16 protein-coding genes are annotated in these 14,857 nt (G+C 46.4%); 12 read left to right on the top strand and 4 right to left on the bottom strand.

Translation table 11 applies throughout. From position 1 onward, the window contains the following. Window positions 1–17: 17 nt before the first annotated feature. Both epd and tkt read right to left on the bottom strand, forming a co-directional pair. Entirely contained in the window at window positions 18–1,043 is a 1,026-nt protein-coding gene (gene epd / locus A6E01_RS11020; protein WP_065210224.1) for an erythrose-4-phosphate dehydrogenase, read from the bottom strand. A 130-nt stretch (window positions 1,044–1,173) separates the two neighbouring features. Continuing rightward, the gene (gene tkt, locus A6E01_RS11025; RefSeq protein WP_065210225.1) at window positions 1,174–3,168 is read right to left on the bottom strand and encodes a transketolase; all 1,995 of its coding nucleotides are present in this window, start codon (window positions 3,166–3,168) and stop codon (window positions 1,174–1,176) included. A 340-nt stretch (window positions 3,169–3,508) separates the two neighbouring features. Between tkt and metK the strand changes: the two genes are divergently transcribed. From metK to ruvX, 8 genes are all read left to right on the top strand, one after another. Continuing rightward, on the top strand, window positions 3,509–4,663 hold the full coding sequence (gene metK, locus A6E01_RS11030) for a methionine adenosyltransferase (protein WP_017027153.1): 1,155 nt from the start codon (window positions 3,509–3,511) through the stop codon (window positions 4,661–4,663). Window positions 4,664–4,933: 270 nt separating this feature from the next. Further along, window positions 4,934–5,728, top strand: coding sequence for a DUF2189 domain-containing protein (locus A6E01_RS11035; protein ID WP_017027152.1), 795 nt, complete (start codon window positions 4,934–4,936; stop codon window positions 5,726–5,728). A 135-nt stretch (window positions 5,729–5,863) separates the two neighbouring features. Then, the gene (locus A6E01_RS11040; RefSeq protein WP_017027151.1) at window positions 5,864–6,358 is read left to right on the top strand and encodes a SprT family zinc-dependent metalloprotease; all 495 of its coding nucleotides are present in this window, start codon (window positions 5,864–5,866) and stop codon (window positions 6,356–6,358) included. A 135-nt stretch (window positions 6,359–6,493) separates the two neighbouring features. Further along, the gene (locus A6E01_RS11045; protein WP_017027150.1) at window positions 6,494–7,189 is read left to right on the top strand and encodes an endonuclease; all 696 of its coding nucleotides are present in this window, start codon (window positions 6,494–6,496) and stop codon (window positions 7,187–7,189) included. A gap of 94 nt (window positions 7,190–7,283) precedes the next feature. Next, window positions 7,284–8,015 (top strand): 16S rRNA (uracil(1498)-N(3))-methyltransferase, encoded by a 732-nt coding sequence (gene rsmE, locus A6E01_RS11050; RefSeq protein ID WP_017027149.1) that lies wholly within the window; start codon window positions 7,284–7,286, stop codon window positions 8,013–8,015. Between the two features lie 9 nt (window positions 8,016–8,024). Next, the gene (gene gshB / locus A6E01_RS11055; protein WP_017027148.1) at window positions 8,025–8,972 is read left to right on the top strand and encodes a glutathione synthase; all 948 of its coding nucleotides are present in this window, start codon (window positions 8,025–8,027) and stop codon (window positions 8,970–8,972) included. Window positions 8,973–9,039: 67 nt separating this feature from the next. Beyond that, complete coding sequence (locus tag A6E01_RS11060) at window positions 9,040–9,600, top strand: YqgE/AlgH family protein (RefSeq protein WP_017027147.1); 561 nt, start codon at window positions 9,040–9,042, stop codon at window positions 9,598–9,600. Further along, window positions 9,597–10,022 (top strand): Holliday junction resolvase RuvX, encoded by a 426-nt coding sequence (gene ruvX, locus A6E01_RS11065; protein WP_017027146.1) that lies wholly within the window; start codon window positions 9,597–9,599, stop codon window positions 10,020–10,022. The genes A6E01_RS11060 and ruvX overlap by 4 nt, the downstream gene beginning before the upstream one ends. A 3-nt stretch (window positions 10,023–10,025) precedes the next feature. Here the strand turns inward: ruvX and A6E01_RS11070 are convergent, their stop codons facing one another. Beyond that, window positions 10,026–11,129, bottom strand: a complete 1,104-nt coding sequence (locus A6E01_RS11070) for a PilT/PilU family type 4a pilus ATPase (protein WP_017027145.1) — start codon at window positions 11,127–11,129, stop codon at window positions 10,026–10,028. A gap of 29 nt (window positions 11,130–11,158) precedes the next feature. Then, window positions 11,159–12,205, bottom strand: a complete 1,047-nt coding sequence (locus A6E01_RS11075) for a type IV pilus twitching motility protein PilT (protein ID WP_017027144.1) — start codon at window positions 12,203–12,205, stop codon at window positions 11,159–11,161. Between the two features lie 24 nt (window positions 12,206–12,229). Here A6E01_RS11075 and A6E01_RS11080 point away from each other — a divergent pair, with 24 nt between their 5' ends. From A6E01_RS11080 to A6E01_RS11095, 4 genes are read left to right on the top strand one after another with little or no spacing between them, the layout of a single operon-like run. Continuing rightward, window positions 12,230–12,940 carry a YggS family pyridoxal phosphate-dependent enzyme gene (locus tag A6E01_RS11080; protein ID WP_017027143.1) on the top strand — a complete coding sequence of 237 codons (711 nt, stop codon included), beginning with the start codon at window positions 12,230–12,232 and terminating at the stop codon, window positions 12,938–12,940. Between the two features lie 28 nt (window positions 12,941–12,968). Next, window positions 12,969–13,793, top strand: coding sequence for a pyrroline-5-carboxylate reductase (gene proC, locus A6E01_RS11085; RefSeq protein WP_017027142.1), 825 nt, complete (start codon window positions 12,969–12,971; stop codon window positions 13,791–13,793). Window positions 13,794–13,811: 18 nt separating this feature from the next. Continuing rightward, entirely contained in the window at window positions 13,812–14,381 is a 570-nt protein-coding gene (locus A6E01_RS11090) for a YggT family protein (RefSeq protein WP_065210226.1), read from the top strand. Between the two features lie 30 nt (window positions 14,382–14,411). Then, window positions 14,412–14,855: a DUF4426 domain-containing protein gene (locus A6E01_RS11095; RefSeq protein ID WP_017032834.1), complete on the top strand. Its 444-nt coding sequence runs from the start codon at window positions 14,412–14,414 to the stop codon at window positions 14,853–14,855. The last annotated feature ends 2 nt before the right edge of the window (window positions 14,856–14,857 follow it).

Consider the following 14,857-nt stretch of genomic DNA (forward strand, 5'->3'; position numbering starts at 1 on the left):
TATTTCACGCAATGTAATTAATGTGAAGTATGCATCGCTAAGGCCGTATCTAGCATCCTATTTGCAAAGCCCCATTCATTGTCACACCACACTAGCATCTTCACTAGTTGGCCATCACTGACACGGGTCTGCGAACCATCGACAATCGCACTGTGGGAGTCGTGGTTAAAATCTATCGAAACAAGCGGCGCTTCAGTATAGTCAACTATCGACTGTAATGTACACTGAGACGCCTGCAGGATGGTTTGATTTACGTCATTAACTTTCACGTTTGTATCTAAAGTTACACTGAGATCCATCGCCGTGACATTTACTGTGGGCACACGCACAGATATCGCCTCAAACTTGTTTTCAAATTTCGGGAATATTCTTTCTATGCCTTTGTGGAGCTTGGTATCCACAGGAATAATCGACTGGCTGGCACTGCGTGTTCGTCTCAGATCCGGATGATAGGCATCAATCACCTGCTGATCATTCATCGACGAGTGAATAGTAGTAATAGTGCCTCTTTGAATACCATAGGCATCATCTAACACCTTGATAATTGGCACAATACAGTTTGTGGTACACGAACCATTAGACACCACTTTATGCTCAGGCTTCAGGGTTTCGTGGTTGATGCCGTAGATAATGGTGTTATCAAGGTCCTGAGAACCAGGATGAGAAAATAGAACCTTATCCGCCCCAGCTAAGATATGCTGCTGACCATCCGCTTGAGTGCCGTAGACGCCGGTGCAATCCAGCACGATATCCACATCAAGATCACGCCAAGGAAGCAAATCCAGCTCAGCAAGATGCAAGATACGAATCTCATCCTTACTACCATCGAGGTGATGGATATTCAGATACTCTTGAGTATGGCTAACCTTGTGGTGAAAGCGTCCGTGACTGGTGTCGTATTGAAGAAGATGCGCCATAGCATCCGGCTGCGCCAGTTCATTAACTGCCACCACCTTTATTAAGTCTTGCTTACCGCTCTCATAAACTGCACGCAACACATTGCGCCCGATACGACCAAATCCATTTATTGCGACTCTTAGCATACCTACACTCCCACCAAGGCCTACTATTATAGTAATGGTGCGAGAGTTTATCAGATCACAACATTATTCCGAACATAAAAAAACCAGCAGTAAACTGCTGGTTTTTGTCTTTCAAGAAAGTCCTAAGCTATTAAGCTAGAAGCTCTTTCGCTGTGTTCACTACGTTTTCAGTAGTAAAGCCGAACATCTTGAATAGTTCGCCTGCTGGAGCAGATTCACCGAAGGTAGTCATGCCGATGATCTTGCCACCGAAGCCAACGTACTTGTACCAGAAGTCAGCGATGCCCGCTTCTACCGCGATGCGTTTAGTGACTGATGATGGTAGTACTGACTCGCGGTACGCTTCATCTTGCTTGTCGAACGCGTCAGTAGAAGGCATTGATACTACACGTACCGCTTTGCCTGCTGCTGTTAGTTCAGCTTGCGCTGCAACTGCTAGTTCTACTTCAGAACCTGTTGCAATGATGATGAGCTCTGGAGTGCCAGCACAATCTTTAAGGATGTAAGCACCCTTAGCGATGTCAGCCACTTGAGAAGCGTCACGCTCTTGCTGTGCTAGATTTTGACGAGAGAAGATTAGCGCCGTAGGCGCGTCTTTACGCTCGATAGCCAGTTTCCATGCTACTGCAGACTCAACTTGGTCACATGGACGCCATGTGCTCATGTTTGGAGTCAGACGTAGAGATGCCATTTGCTCAACCGGTTGGTGAGTTGGGCCATCTTCACCCAGACCGATAGAGTCATGAGTGTAAACTTGAATGTTCTGAATCTTCATCAGAGCAGCCATGCGCATTGCGTTACGGGCGTATTCCATGAACATTAGGAAGGTTGCGCCGTACGGTACGAAACCGCCGTGTAGAGCAATACCGTTCATGATAGCCGTCATGCCGAACTCACGTACACCGTAGTGGATGTAGTTGCCCGAGAAGTCATTTGCTTCAAGAGACTTAGAGCCAGACCACATGGTTAGGTTTGATGGCGCAAGGTCAGCAGACCCACCCATGAACTCAGGAAGCATTTGACCAAACGCTTCTAGTGCGTTTTGTGATGCTTTACGTGATGCAATGTTGGCAGGGTTTGCTTGAAGGTCAGCAATGATTTGGTTTGCTTTCTCTTCCCACTCTGCTGGAAGTTCGCCGTTAACGCGACGTTTAAGCTCAGCCGCTTCAGCAGGGTATGCTGCTGCGTAAGCTTCAAATTTTGCATTCCAAGCCGCTTCTTTTGCAGCGCCAGACTCTTTAGCGTCCCACTCTGCATAGATGTCAGCAGGAACGTCAAATGGACCGTGCTCCCAACCAAGGGCTGCTTTAGTCGCAACGATTTCGTCTTGACCCAGTGGTGCGCCGTGACAGTCGTGCGTGCCCGCTTTGTTTGGAGAACCAAAGCCAATCACTGTCTTAGTACAGATAAGTGTTGGACGAGGGTCTGCTTTTGCCGCAAGGATAGCCGCGTTGATTGCTTGTGCATCATGGCCATCTACTGCTGGAATGACATGCCAGCCGTACGCTTCAAAACGCTTAGGCGTATCATCAGAGAACCAGCCTTCAACTTCACCATCGATAGAGATGCCGTTGTCATCCCAGAAAGCAACTAGCTTGCCAAGACCTAGAGTACCCGCAAGAGAACACGCCTCGTGTGAGATACCTTCCATCAGACAGCCGTCACCCATGAATGCATAGGTGTAGTGGTCAACAATGTCGTGACCTTCTTTGTTGAACTGTGCTGCAAGTGCTTTTTCAGCCATTGCCATACCAACCGCGTTGGTGATGCCTTGACCTAGAGGACCTGTCGTGGTCTCGATACCAGGTGCGTAACCATATTCTGGGTGGCCTGGAGTTTTAGAGTGCAACTGACGGAAGTTCTTAAGGTCATCGATAGATAACTCGTAACCCGTCAAATGAAGCAGAGAGTAGATCAGCATTGATCCGTGACCATTTGACAGAATAAAACGGTCGCGGTCAGCCCACTCTGGGTTTTGTGGGTTATGGTTCAAATGACCACGCCAAAGTACTTCAGCGATGTCAGCCATACCCATAGGTGCACCTGGGTGACCAGAGTTAGCTTGTTGAACACCATCCATGCTAAGAGCACGGATTGCATTGGCTAGATCTTTACGAGAAGACATGTCTGCTCCTGAATGCATAAGCAATTTATTAAAAATAAGTCCTGATCCCAACGGAGGGTGTTGGGCGCCGTTATTGTCGCAAAGCGCCTCTATTACTGCAAACCCTTTCCCGAGCAAAATTCAAACTATGAGAGATTAATTTGTTTAACATCTCACTATTTTAACTAAAAACTTGTGTGACCCAGCGCAAACGTTTGGCTCACTTAAATCGTAAAAAAGCTTGTATTTCACACATTCAAAATTAGAATAGACGTCTAGAAGTAGAAACACCTACTAAACAGCACGATTCAAAAGACGCCAAGATGCGTCTTTTCTTAACTAAGAAATAAGGGAGCCCATCATGGCTAAGCACCTGTTTACTTCTGAGTCAGTATCAGAAGGCCATCCAGATAAAATCGCAGACCAAATCTCTGATGCGGTTCTAGATGCAATTCTTGAGCAAGACCCAAAAGCTCGCGTTGCTTGTGAAACCTACGTGAAGACAGGCATGGTAATGGTGGGTGGTGAAGTCACTACCTCTGCTTGGGTTGATATCGAAGAACTAACTCGTCAAACCGTTCGTGACATCGGTTACGTACACTCAGACATGGGCTTTGATGCGGACTCTTGTGCGGTACTAAACACCATTGGTAAGCAGTCTCCAGACATCAACCAAGGTGTTGATAAAGCAGACCCTAAAGATCAAGGCGCAGGCGACCAAGGTATCATGTTTGGTTACGCGACTAATGAAACGCCTATCCTAATGCCAGCTCCAATTACTTACTCTCACCTTCTTGTTAAGAAGCAAGCTGAAGTACGTAAGAGTGGCAAGCTAGACTTCCTTCGTCCAGATGCTAAGTCTCAGGTAACCTTCCAGTACGACCAAGGTAAGATTGTTGGTATCGATGCTGTTGTTCTTTCAACTCAACACTGTGATTCAGTAACAACACCTGACCTACGTGAAGCAGTGATGGAAGAAATCATCAAGCCAGTACTTCCTTCTGAGTGGATCAACAAAGACACTAACTTCTTCATCAACCCAACAGGCCGTTTCGTAATCGGTGGCCCAATGGGTGACTGTGGTCTAACGGGTCGTAAGATCATCGTTGATACCTACGGCGGCGCAGCTCGTCACGGTGGCGGTGCATTCTCTGGTAAAGATCCATCAAAAGTTGACCGCTCTGCAGCATACGCCGCTCGTTACGTTGCGAAAAACATCGTTGCTGCTGGCATGGCTGACCGTTGTGAGATTCAACTGTCTTACGCTATCGGTGTTGCTGATCCAACGTCTATCATGGTTGAAACCTTTGGTACTGAGAAAGTAGCTCACGAGATCATCATTGAAGCGGTTCGTCAAAACTTTGACCTACGCCCATACGGTCTACAAGAGATGCTGAACCTACTTCAGCCTATCTACAAGCAAACTGCTGCATACGGCCACTTCGGTCGCGAAGAGTTCCCATGGGAAGCAACCGATAAAGCAGAAATCCTTAAAGATTTCGCAGGCATCAAGTAAGCTTAAAAACACGATTGCTAAGACCTCAGCCATGGTGCTGAGGTTTTTTTTGCTTCAAACCTACCTCCTTCTGATTAATTTCCGCACAAAATTTGTAATTCCCCTCATCCAAGACGATAGTTATAAAAGTTAACAAACTGTTAAACTGATCAACTTTTTTAACAAGAGGGTCGTATTAATAACAGGCAAACTCCCTTGGTCTTTCTATTAGAGATGCGCTGCTCTATGCATCGAGGGTAATCATTACGGGACAGAATCAGGAGGATTACCATGCCTCGTACATACGATGAAGACGGCTTCCAGAAAACAACAGAAGTCAAAGACAGTGACTACGCAAAGACACTGCCGTGCAACAAAATCACCATTAGCGATCCCTTTCAGTGGTTATCGCTGGGGCTTAATGACCTTGTTAAGTCACCACTAATTAGTCTTTTCTATGGAATCTGCTTTGCCGCCGCGGCGGCTGGCATTGTTGGCCTTATCTATCTGCAAGGGAATCATTCACATCTAGTGATACTCCCCGCTCTTATTGTGTACATGCTAATCGGCCCCTTCCTCGCTCTGGGTCTATACGATGCCAGCTGGGCGAGAGAACGAGGAAAACAGCCTAGCTTGCTTCATTCCATGAAAGCCATTGGGCGTAATTCAACCTCTCAATGGAGTTTTGCCGTCCTGTTAGTGGTAGCCATGATTTTCTGGATGAGAGTGGCTGCATTACTACACGCTCTCTACCCTTCAGTTGAAGGGGCTAGCATCGTTGAATTTGCGCCCTTCCTCATTACAGGGTCAATTGCAGGCTTCATCTTGGCATCCGTCGTATTCAGTATTTCAGTATTCTCAATGCCACTGATGCTAGAGCGCAGGGTAGATATTATGACCGCGGTATTTACCAGCTTTAACGCTGTTCGCAGCAATCCAGGACCAATGCTAGTATGGGCTGCAATGATTTGTGGTGGCGTATTGATAGGATTTGCAACTTACGGGATCGGCATGATAGTCACCATGCCAATTCTTGGGTATGGCACATGGCATGCTTATCATGCCACCATTCAAAAGAAGCACTAATTTAGCTGTTCTTTACTAGGGAAGCATTCGCTTCCCTTTTTTATCTCTGTGACCCATCCTAAATAAGGTTGCCTCTTTTTTGTATAAACAGATTGCGCTAGAGTGCATGCATATACAGTTAGTACACTCAATTTAATGACCCCGATTCAGTATCAACTCTCCAAGACAACAGCACAGCTAATAGAGGTTGCAAATAAGCACTTCCAGCAAAGCTTCCCTATACCCAAAGTAGAAGTCGATATGCGAGGAAAAGCAGCCGGCAAAGCGTTGTTGCAACTCAATACCATCAAACTGAATAAAGTGTTATTTGCTGAAAACCAACAAGCGTTTATAGATGAAGTGCTACCACACGAGTTAGCACACCTAATCACCCATCAGGTGTTTGGCAGAGTTAGGCCTCATGGTAAAGAGTGGCAATACGTGATGGCTAAAGTGTTTGGCATTAAGCCTGAGCGAACCCACACTATGGATGTCAGTTCAGTACAAGGTAAAACCTTTGAATATCAGTGTGGCTGTCGTAGCTATCCTCTTTCTATTCGCCGCCACAACAAGGTCCTGCGCAGAGAGAGCCAATATACCTGTCGCAGTTGTGGTAACGGATTAACCTTCACTGGCAAGCAGCTCAGCTAATCAACGCACCTGTTTCTTATAAAACGAACTAACTCCACTGGAAGTACCGTCATACTCAGTTGAACAAAATCTGGTCAATTTATTTAAAAATCGTTATCCTACGCTCTGTTTCTCCTCATTGAACGTTGTTTATTCTTGATACGCTTTATTTTTCCAATTATCAGCCTAGTACTTGTTGCTGCATCGGTTGATGCTAAACCGCAATCCTTCTATAAGTCTAAGCAACTTGCCGTTGGTATCTATCAGCAACACCCCGAGTCCTTTTACTGTGGGTGTAAGATAGATTGGCAAGGGAAGAAAGGTACCCCGCAACTGGCTGATTGCGGCTACCAAGTTCGCAAGCAAGAGCGACGCGCAAACCGTATTGAGTGGGAGCATGTCGTTCCTGCAGCACACCTTGGCAAGCAAAGACAATGCTGGCAAGAAGGTGGCCGCTCGAATTGTACTAAGAGCGACCCCATCTATAAAGAAATGGAAGCCGATCTGCACAACCTAGTGCCCGCGATTGGCGAAGTGAATGGTGATCGCTCGAACTTTGATTTCAACCAATGGAACGGGGAACGCGGGGTTAGCTATGGTCAATGCCAAATGCAGATTAGCTTTAAAGATGACAAGGCGATGCCACCAGCGCAATCTCGAGGCGCTATTGCTCGCACCTATCTGTATATGGAGAAGCAATATCCCATCACTCTATCCGATCAACAAATCAAGCTAATGCAGGCGTGGAACAAAACCTACGCTGTGACTGACTGGGAATGCCAGCGCAATCAATTGATCTCCGAAGCTCAGGGCAATTCAAACCCATTCGTTGAGCAAGCGTGTATACACTAAAAATTCATCTCTATCAGACTGCGCTACACCTCTTGTTATTTGCTACCATAGCAACCATATTTAGTGAGTTCAGTTAGTTACGGGTAAGAATTTAATGCGTACACCAAGGATATATCATCCTGAGTCTTTGTCTTCAGCTACACATGTCCAGTTATGTGATGATGCCGCAGGGCACATTGGTCGTGTATTAAGAATGCAGACAGGACAAGCAGTTACCTTGTTTGATGGCAGCGATGTAGAGTATTCCGCTGTTATTACAGAGGTTTCTAAGAAAAATGTCGCAGTTGAGATAACGGATTCTCAACAGCACAGTGTCGAATCACCACTCGATATCCATCTAGGACAAGTCGTTTCTCGCGGCGATAAGATGGAGTTCACCATTCAAAAATCGGTGGAACTTGGCGTCAATACTATTACCCCTCTTATTTCTGAACGTTGTGGCGTTAAACTCGATGCCAAACGATTTGAGAAAAAGCTCATGCAGTGGCAGAAAATCGCGATTGCAGCTTGTGAGCAAAGTGGTCGCAATGCCGTTCCCGTGATTAGACCTATCATGCAATTAGAAGAGTGGTGCAGTGAAGAGTATCAAGGGCTTAAGCTCAATCTTCATCCTAGAGCTCCCTACTCTATTAACACCCTTCCACAACCAATCAAACACGTTAAGTTATTGATTGGTCCTGAGGGTGGGCTATCTGGCTCTGAAATCGACATGACCACTGAACATAACTTCGAACAAACACTGTTGGGGCCGCGCGTTCTTAGAACAGAAACAGCAGCCCTTACCGCAATTACCGCACTCCAAGTTCGCTTTGGCGACCTTGGCTAGGAGAAATAAATGATCAAGATCGGCATAGTGATGGACCCTATCTCGTCCATCAACATCAAGAAAGATTCAAGTTTTGCCATGCTTCTCGAGGCACAAAAACGTGGCTACGAGATCCATTACATGGAAATGAACGATCTGCACCTAGATCAAGGTGTAGCGGTTGCTGATACGAAAACCCTAAGAATCGAGAAGAACGCCGAATCTTGGTATGAATTCCTTTCAGAGCAAACCATCAGACTCTCTGAGCTAGACGCTGTATTGATGCGTAAAGACCCTCCGTTTGATACTGAGTATATTTACGCGACCTACATTCTTGAGCGTGCCGAAGTTGAAGGCACACTGATCGTCAACAAGCCTCAAAGCCTGCGCGATTGCAACGAGAAGCTATACACAGCTTGGTTTGCCGATATGACCCCAACCACTATCGTGACCCGTAAAGCCGAGAAGATCAAAGCCTTCCAACAGGAGCATGGCGATGTGATCCTTAAGCCACTAGATGGTATGGGTGGCGCATCTATCTTCCGCGTAAAAGACGGCGATCCAAACGTATCTGTCATCATAGAAACATTGACTAACCACGGACAAAATTACGCGATGGCACAAGCATTTGTGCCTGACATCAGCAATGGTGATAAGCGCATTTTGATCGTTGATGGTGAGCCAATGCCTTACTGCCTAGCTCGTATTCCAGCGAAGGGCGAAACTCGCGGCAACTTGGCTGCAGGCGGACGTGGCGAAGCGCGTCCTTTAAGTGAGACAGATTTTGCGATAGCCAATGCGATAGGTCCTACACTTAAAGAGAAAGGATTGATCTTTGTTGGTCTAGACGTCATCGGCGATAAAGTTACTGAAATCAATGTCACCAGCCCAACCTGTATTGTTGAGATTGAAACTGAGTTTGGTATTTCAATCACAGGCAAACTGATGGACGCTATTGAGCGACGCATTGGCAAGTAACTCAAGGCCCCGTCTTGGCATAACGCGTAGCCACCGCACAGCGGTGGCTTGTTTTCGGAGGTAGCGCATGAACCTTACTAATCACTTCTTAGTAGCCATGCCATCAATGCAAGACCCCTATTTCAAGCGCTCTGTTATCTATATCTGTGAGCACAATGAAAATGGCGCTATGGGTATCATGATCAACGCCCCAATCGACATCACTGTCGGTGGCATGTTGAAACAGGTAGAACTGAAATCAGAGCATATCCAGGCCGGTGATAGCCTAAAGCAGCCTGTACACAATGGTGGCCCTGTCGCAGAAGACCGTGGGTTTATCCTTCATCAGCCTAAAGGCAGTTATCAGTCCAGCATAGAAATGGCCAATGGCCTAACTATGACGACGTCTAAAGATATATTGTCAGTGCTAGGAACCCAAGAAGAGCCAGAGCAATACCTTGTCACACTCGGTTATTCGGGCTGGGAGGCTGGGCAGCTGGAGAATGAGTTAGCTGAAAACTCATGGTTAACGATGGAAGCTGACCCCAATATTATTTTTGCCACACCGGTACAAGATCGCTGGGCTAGCGCCGTACAGTCGCTAGGCATAGACGCATCTCAATTATCAACACAAGCAGGACATGCATGAGCAGAACCATAATGGCGTTTGATTACGGCACCAAGAGCATTGGTAGCGCCATCGGCCAAGACATAACAGGCACCGCCACTCCGCTAAAGGCCTTTAAGGCGAAGGATGGTATCCCACACTGGGATGACATAGGAGCACTACTAGAGGAATGGAAACCCGACCTTGTGGTTGTAGGCCTGCCAACAGATCTACATGGTAAAGACCTAAAGACCATAACTCCAAGAGCAAAGAAATTTGCTCAGCGCATTCATGGCCGCTTTGGGGTGCAAGTAGAGCTTCACGATGAGAGGCTTTCTACTACTGAAGCGAGAGCAGACCTATTTGCCATGGGTGGCTACAAAGCCCTAAGTAAGGGCAATGTGGACTGTCAGTCTGCTGTGGTTATTTTAGAAAGTTGGTTTGAGAGTCAATGGGGAGAATGATCCTCACCCCATATCAATTTTAATATCATCTAACGGACCGCTACTGCTAGTCCCTTGATGATTCTTAAGCATTAAGCGCAGATCGTTTGCAGAGTCTGCGCTTCGCAAAGCCTCTTCCTCACTCACCCTACCCTGCACGACTAAATCAAAGAGTGATTGATCAAAGGTACAGATCCCCTGCTGCTTGGTCTTAGACATGTAGTTCTTGATCTCTGCGATCTCTCCCTGACGAATAAGATCCGACGCTCTCGGCGTCACCAATAAGATCTCTAGTGCGGCATGGCGTCCGCTATCATCTTGTGCCTTAAGCAGTTGCTGACCTACGATCCCTTTCAGGTTAAGAGAGAGATCGAGTAAAAAGTGCTCTCGCTGACCTTGAGGAACTAAATGTAAAATACGTTCTAGTGCTTGGTTGGCATTGTTTGCATGCAAGGTCGCAACACACAAGTGCCCCGTCTCCGCAAAGGTCATCGCATAACGCATGGTTTCTGGTGTTCGAATCTCACCAATGACGATCATATCTGGAGCTTGTCTTAGAGAGTTCTTTAAGGCAATTTCATAGCTCTCAGTATCTAAGCCAACCTCACGCTGAGTGACTATGCTCTTTTGGTGCTGATGCACAAACTCGATAGGGTCTTCTACCGTAAGAATATGCCCTCGTTGGTGTTGATTTCTATGTCCCACCATAGCGGCTAACGTCGTCGATTTACCTGAGCCCGTCGCGCCAACCACCAGCACTAAACCGCGCTTGACCATTGCGAGATCTTTTAGCGTATCCGGTAAGCCAAGCTCATCAAAAGAAGGAATGTTGGTTTCAATATGACGAATGACAGCGCCAGGAAGATCTCTCTGAAAGAAAGCACTGACCCTAAAGCGTCCCGATTCACTTTCTATGGCAAAGTTTGCTTCCCTAATGGCTCGATATTCTTTACGCCTATCGTTGTCCATGATGCTATCAAGGATGGCGGTTACTCCAGATTGATGCAGTTTTTCGCCAAAAGGCTGAAGCTCACCGTCCACTCGAAACATACAAGGAGAATCTACAGTGATATACAGATCCGATGCCTTATGCTCTGTCATCGCATCTAACAGTTCTTTTAATTCCATGTTCTTCTCCTTGTCGGTTTTGCCAACACCTAAAAGCCAGAACCTAAGCTAGGTTGTATCTCAACCTTAGCCTCTGCTTCTTCGCGGCTAACCAGATTTTGTTGCATCAATTGATTTACCGATTGCTCCATAGTTCTCATGCCTTGAGCCGCGCCAGTTTGGATAATGGAATACATCTGCGCCACCTTATCCTCTCGAACAAGGTTGCGAATAGCAGGGTTCGCCAGCATGAGCTCATGACAGGCTACTCGGCCTCCGCCAATACGCTTTAGCAATTTTTGCGCGATAACGGCGCGCAATGACTCTGACAACATAGAGCGAACCATGTTTTTATCGCCCGCAGGGAATACATCAATAATACGGTCTATGGTTTTGGCCGCAGAACTGGTGTGCAGGGTACCAAAGACCAAATGCCCCGTTTCCGCTGCAGTAAGCGCAAGACTTATGGTTTCTTGATCTCGAAGCTCACCCACTAGAATCACATCCGGGTCTTCACGCAGTGCAGAACGAAGCGCCGCCTTGAAGCTATGCGTATCACGATGCACTTCTCGTTGGTTGATCAAACACTTAGAGCTTTGATGAACAAACTCAATAGGGTCTTCAATGGTTAGGATGTGTTTATTGTGATGACGATTAATGTAATCAACCATGGCCGCTAAGGTGGTTGATTTACCCGACCCCGTAGGCCCAGTCACCAAAACCAATCCCTTTTCATAATTCGCTATTTTTTCAAATATAGGTGGGCAATCAAGTTGCTCAAGAGTCGGAATAGTAGTGGGAATGGTTCGAAACACCGCAGAGGCACCACGGCTTTGATTAAAAGCATTAACCCTAAATCGACCCACTCCACCCAGCTCAATGGAAAAATCCAACTCAAGATTGGACTCAAACTCACTTCGCTGTGCATCATCCATAATGTCGAAGATAAGTTCATGCACCTCAGCTTCACTAAATTCAGGCATTTCCAAGCGTCTCACATCACCATCAATCCTTACCATTGGCGGTAGTCCCGATGAAAGATGTAGATCTGAGGCATTATGCTTTACACTAAAGCGAAGCAATTCGGTGATATCCATAAAATTTCCTGTTAAGTCAAAACTATGCAGACAATCCAATCAAATTTAGAACATATTCATCAGCAGATTAAAGAGTCTGAACGTAAGTTTGGGCGCGCAACTGATTCCGTGCAACTTCTTGCCGTAAGTAAAACTAAGCCCAACCAAGCAATTGTAGACGCTTGTGTTGCCGGACAGCGTCTATTTGGCGAAAACTACGTGCAAGAGGGTGTTGAAAAAGTTCAATACTTTCAAGAACATCATAGCGACTTCGAAATAGAATGGCACTTTATTGGACCGATACAATCCAATAAAACACGCCCTATTAGTGAGAACTTCGACTGGGTTCACTCTATTGATCGAGCTAAAATCGCACAGCGTCTTAATGACCAAAGGCCTGACGATAAAGAGCCATTGCAGGTACTCATCCAAGTCAATACCAGTGGTGAGGCGAGTAAGTCCGGCATTTCAGCTCAGCAAGCGTTAGAGTTAGCCTCTTCTATTGAAGCGCTACCAAATCTAACCTTGCGTGGATTAATGTCCATACCCGCAGCGGTTGCAGGGTATGAGGAACAACTCGTTGCCTTTAATCAGCTCAAAGACTTGTTTGAGGCGATTAAAGCCCAATATCCTCAGGTAGATACCTTATCTATGGGCATGAGCGGTGATATGGAAGCCGCTATCGAAGCCGGTAGCACTATGGTTCGTATCGGCACCGCCATTTTTGGTGCGCGAGACTATTCAAGCAAACAGTAAGTCAAACAAACAGTAAGGGATAAAGCTCTTGGCAAATTCAGCACGTAACATCGCCTTTATTGGTTCGGGCAATATGGCTAGCTCCATCATTGCAGGGCTTTTAGACAGCGGTTACCCCGCGAACGCATTAACAGCAACCGCTCCGTCACAGCAAAGCCGTGACAGAATCAGTCAGCGCTTTTCCATTACTGCGACATCGGATAACCGAGCTGCAATCACTCAAGCGGATGTCATAGTACTCTCGGTTAAGCCGCAGATTATGTCTGAGGTATTGGCTGAACTTTCTGATATCGACTTTAGTAACAAGTTACTGATCTCTATTGCGGCAGGTATTACGATCCCTAGATTGCAGTCAATGCTGGGACAAGATGCTGACTTTGTACGTGTCATGCCAAACACCCCTTCCTTGCTTGGGCTTGGTATGAGTGGCCTTTATGCACCAGAGCAAATCAGTGAAGAAGATAGAGCCTTTGCTGGAGAACTCATGCAAGCGGTAGGTAAGATCTGCTGGGTGGAGACAGAGGCTCAAATCAATTCCATTATTGCAGCGGCGGGAAGCTCTCCTGCTTACTTCTTCTTGTTCATGGAAGCCATGCAGCAAGAAGCCATCGCCCAAGGTTTTGATAAAGACACCGCGCGCATGCTTGTACAGCAATCGGCCATAGGCGCTGCACAAATGGTCGCTGAAAACCCAGAATTAGAGCTATCAACTCTTCGTCAGCAAGTGACCTCAAAAGGCGGCACTACCGCTGAGGCCATTGCCACATTTAATCAACACCAACTCTCTGACACCGTTGCTACCGCCATGCAGGCTGCAGTAAAACGTGCGCAAGAGATGGAATCCCTTTTTTAACCTCATCAAGGATTTGTAATGAATTCAATGCAGTTTTTAGTGACGACCTTTTTTGATCTCTACATCATGGTTGTCATCCTTAGAATCTGGTTGCAGGCAGCTCGCGCTGATTTCTATAACCCGTTCTCTCAATTTATAGTGAAAGCTACCCAGCCGGTATTAAAGCCTTTACGTCGCGTCATTCCATCCATTGGTAATATCGACTTAGCCACACTGACCTTTGCTTATGCACTGTGTGTACTGAAGTTTGTACTTCTGATGTTGATGGCGTCAAATGGCGCAGTAGGCTTTAGCCCTGATTTTCTGATCATTGGCTTGCTTGCCCTAATCAAGGCTGGCGGTAAGCTTCTGTTTTGGGTACTGCTACTTCGCGCAATCCTTAGCTGGGTTAGCCAAGGCCGCAGCCCTATCGAATACGTATTCCATCAATTAACCGAGCCAATGCTGGCACCGATTCGTCGCATTCTTCCTTCTATGGGTGGACTAGACTTAAGCGTATTGGTGCTATTTATTGCATTGCAGTTTGCTAACGTTTTGATGGGTTATATCACCAGCACCCTATTTGGTCCAATTTGGTACCGCCTGTAATAAGGCTCAAACATGATTTTAGGGGGAAGAATGACAAAGCTACTCACCAGAGCACTGTGCACATTATTGATTGCCGGGTTTGCCATGCCCAGTTGGGCTGAGCAGTTTGTGCGTATGAAGGATATTGAATTGCATTACTCTGCATTTAATTCCACCTTCATTGCCCCTGAAATTGCCAGAGATTTGAAACTAAAGAGAAACCCAAACGTTGCTCTAATCAACATCAGTGCCCTTGATCTCTACAGCGTTGGTAAAAAACCAACGCAGGTAGCACTTAAAGGCACAGCCAAAAATCTTGTTGGCAATACTCGAACACTAGAGTTTCGAGAAATCACTCAAGGCGAGGCCATCTACTACCTTGCTGAGTTGCCAATCACAGAGAATGAAACCTATCGCTTTGAGATAAAAGCAGACGCTGGCTCTAAAGGCAGTGGCATTCTCCGATTTAACCAAACTTTCCATATTCAGGAGTAATC

It is taken from the genome of Vibrio breoganii (assembly GCF_001677275.1).
Classification (GTDB): Bacteria; Pseudomonadota; Gammaproteobacteria; order Enterobacterales; family Vibrionaceae; genus Vibrio; species Vibrio breoganii.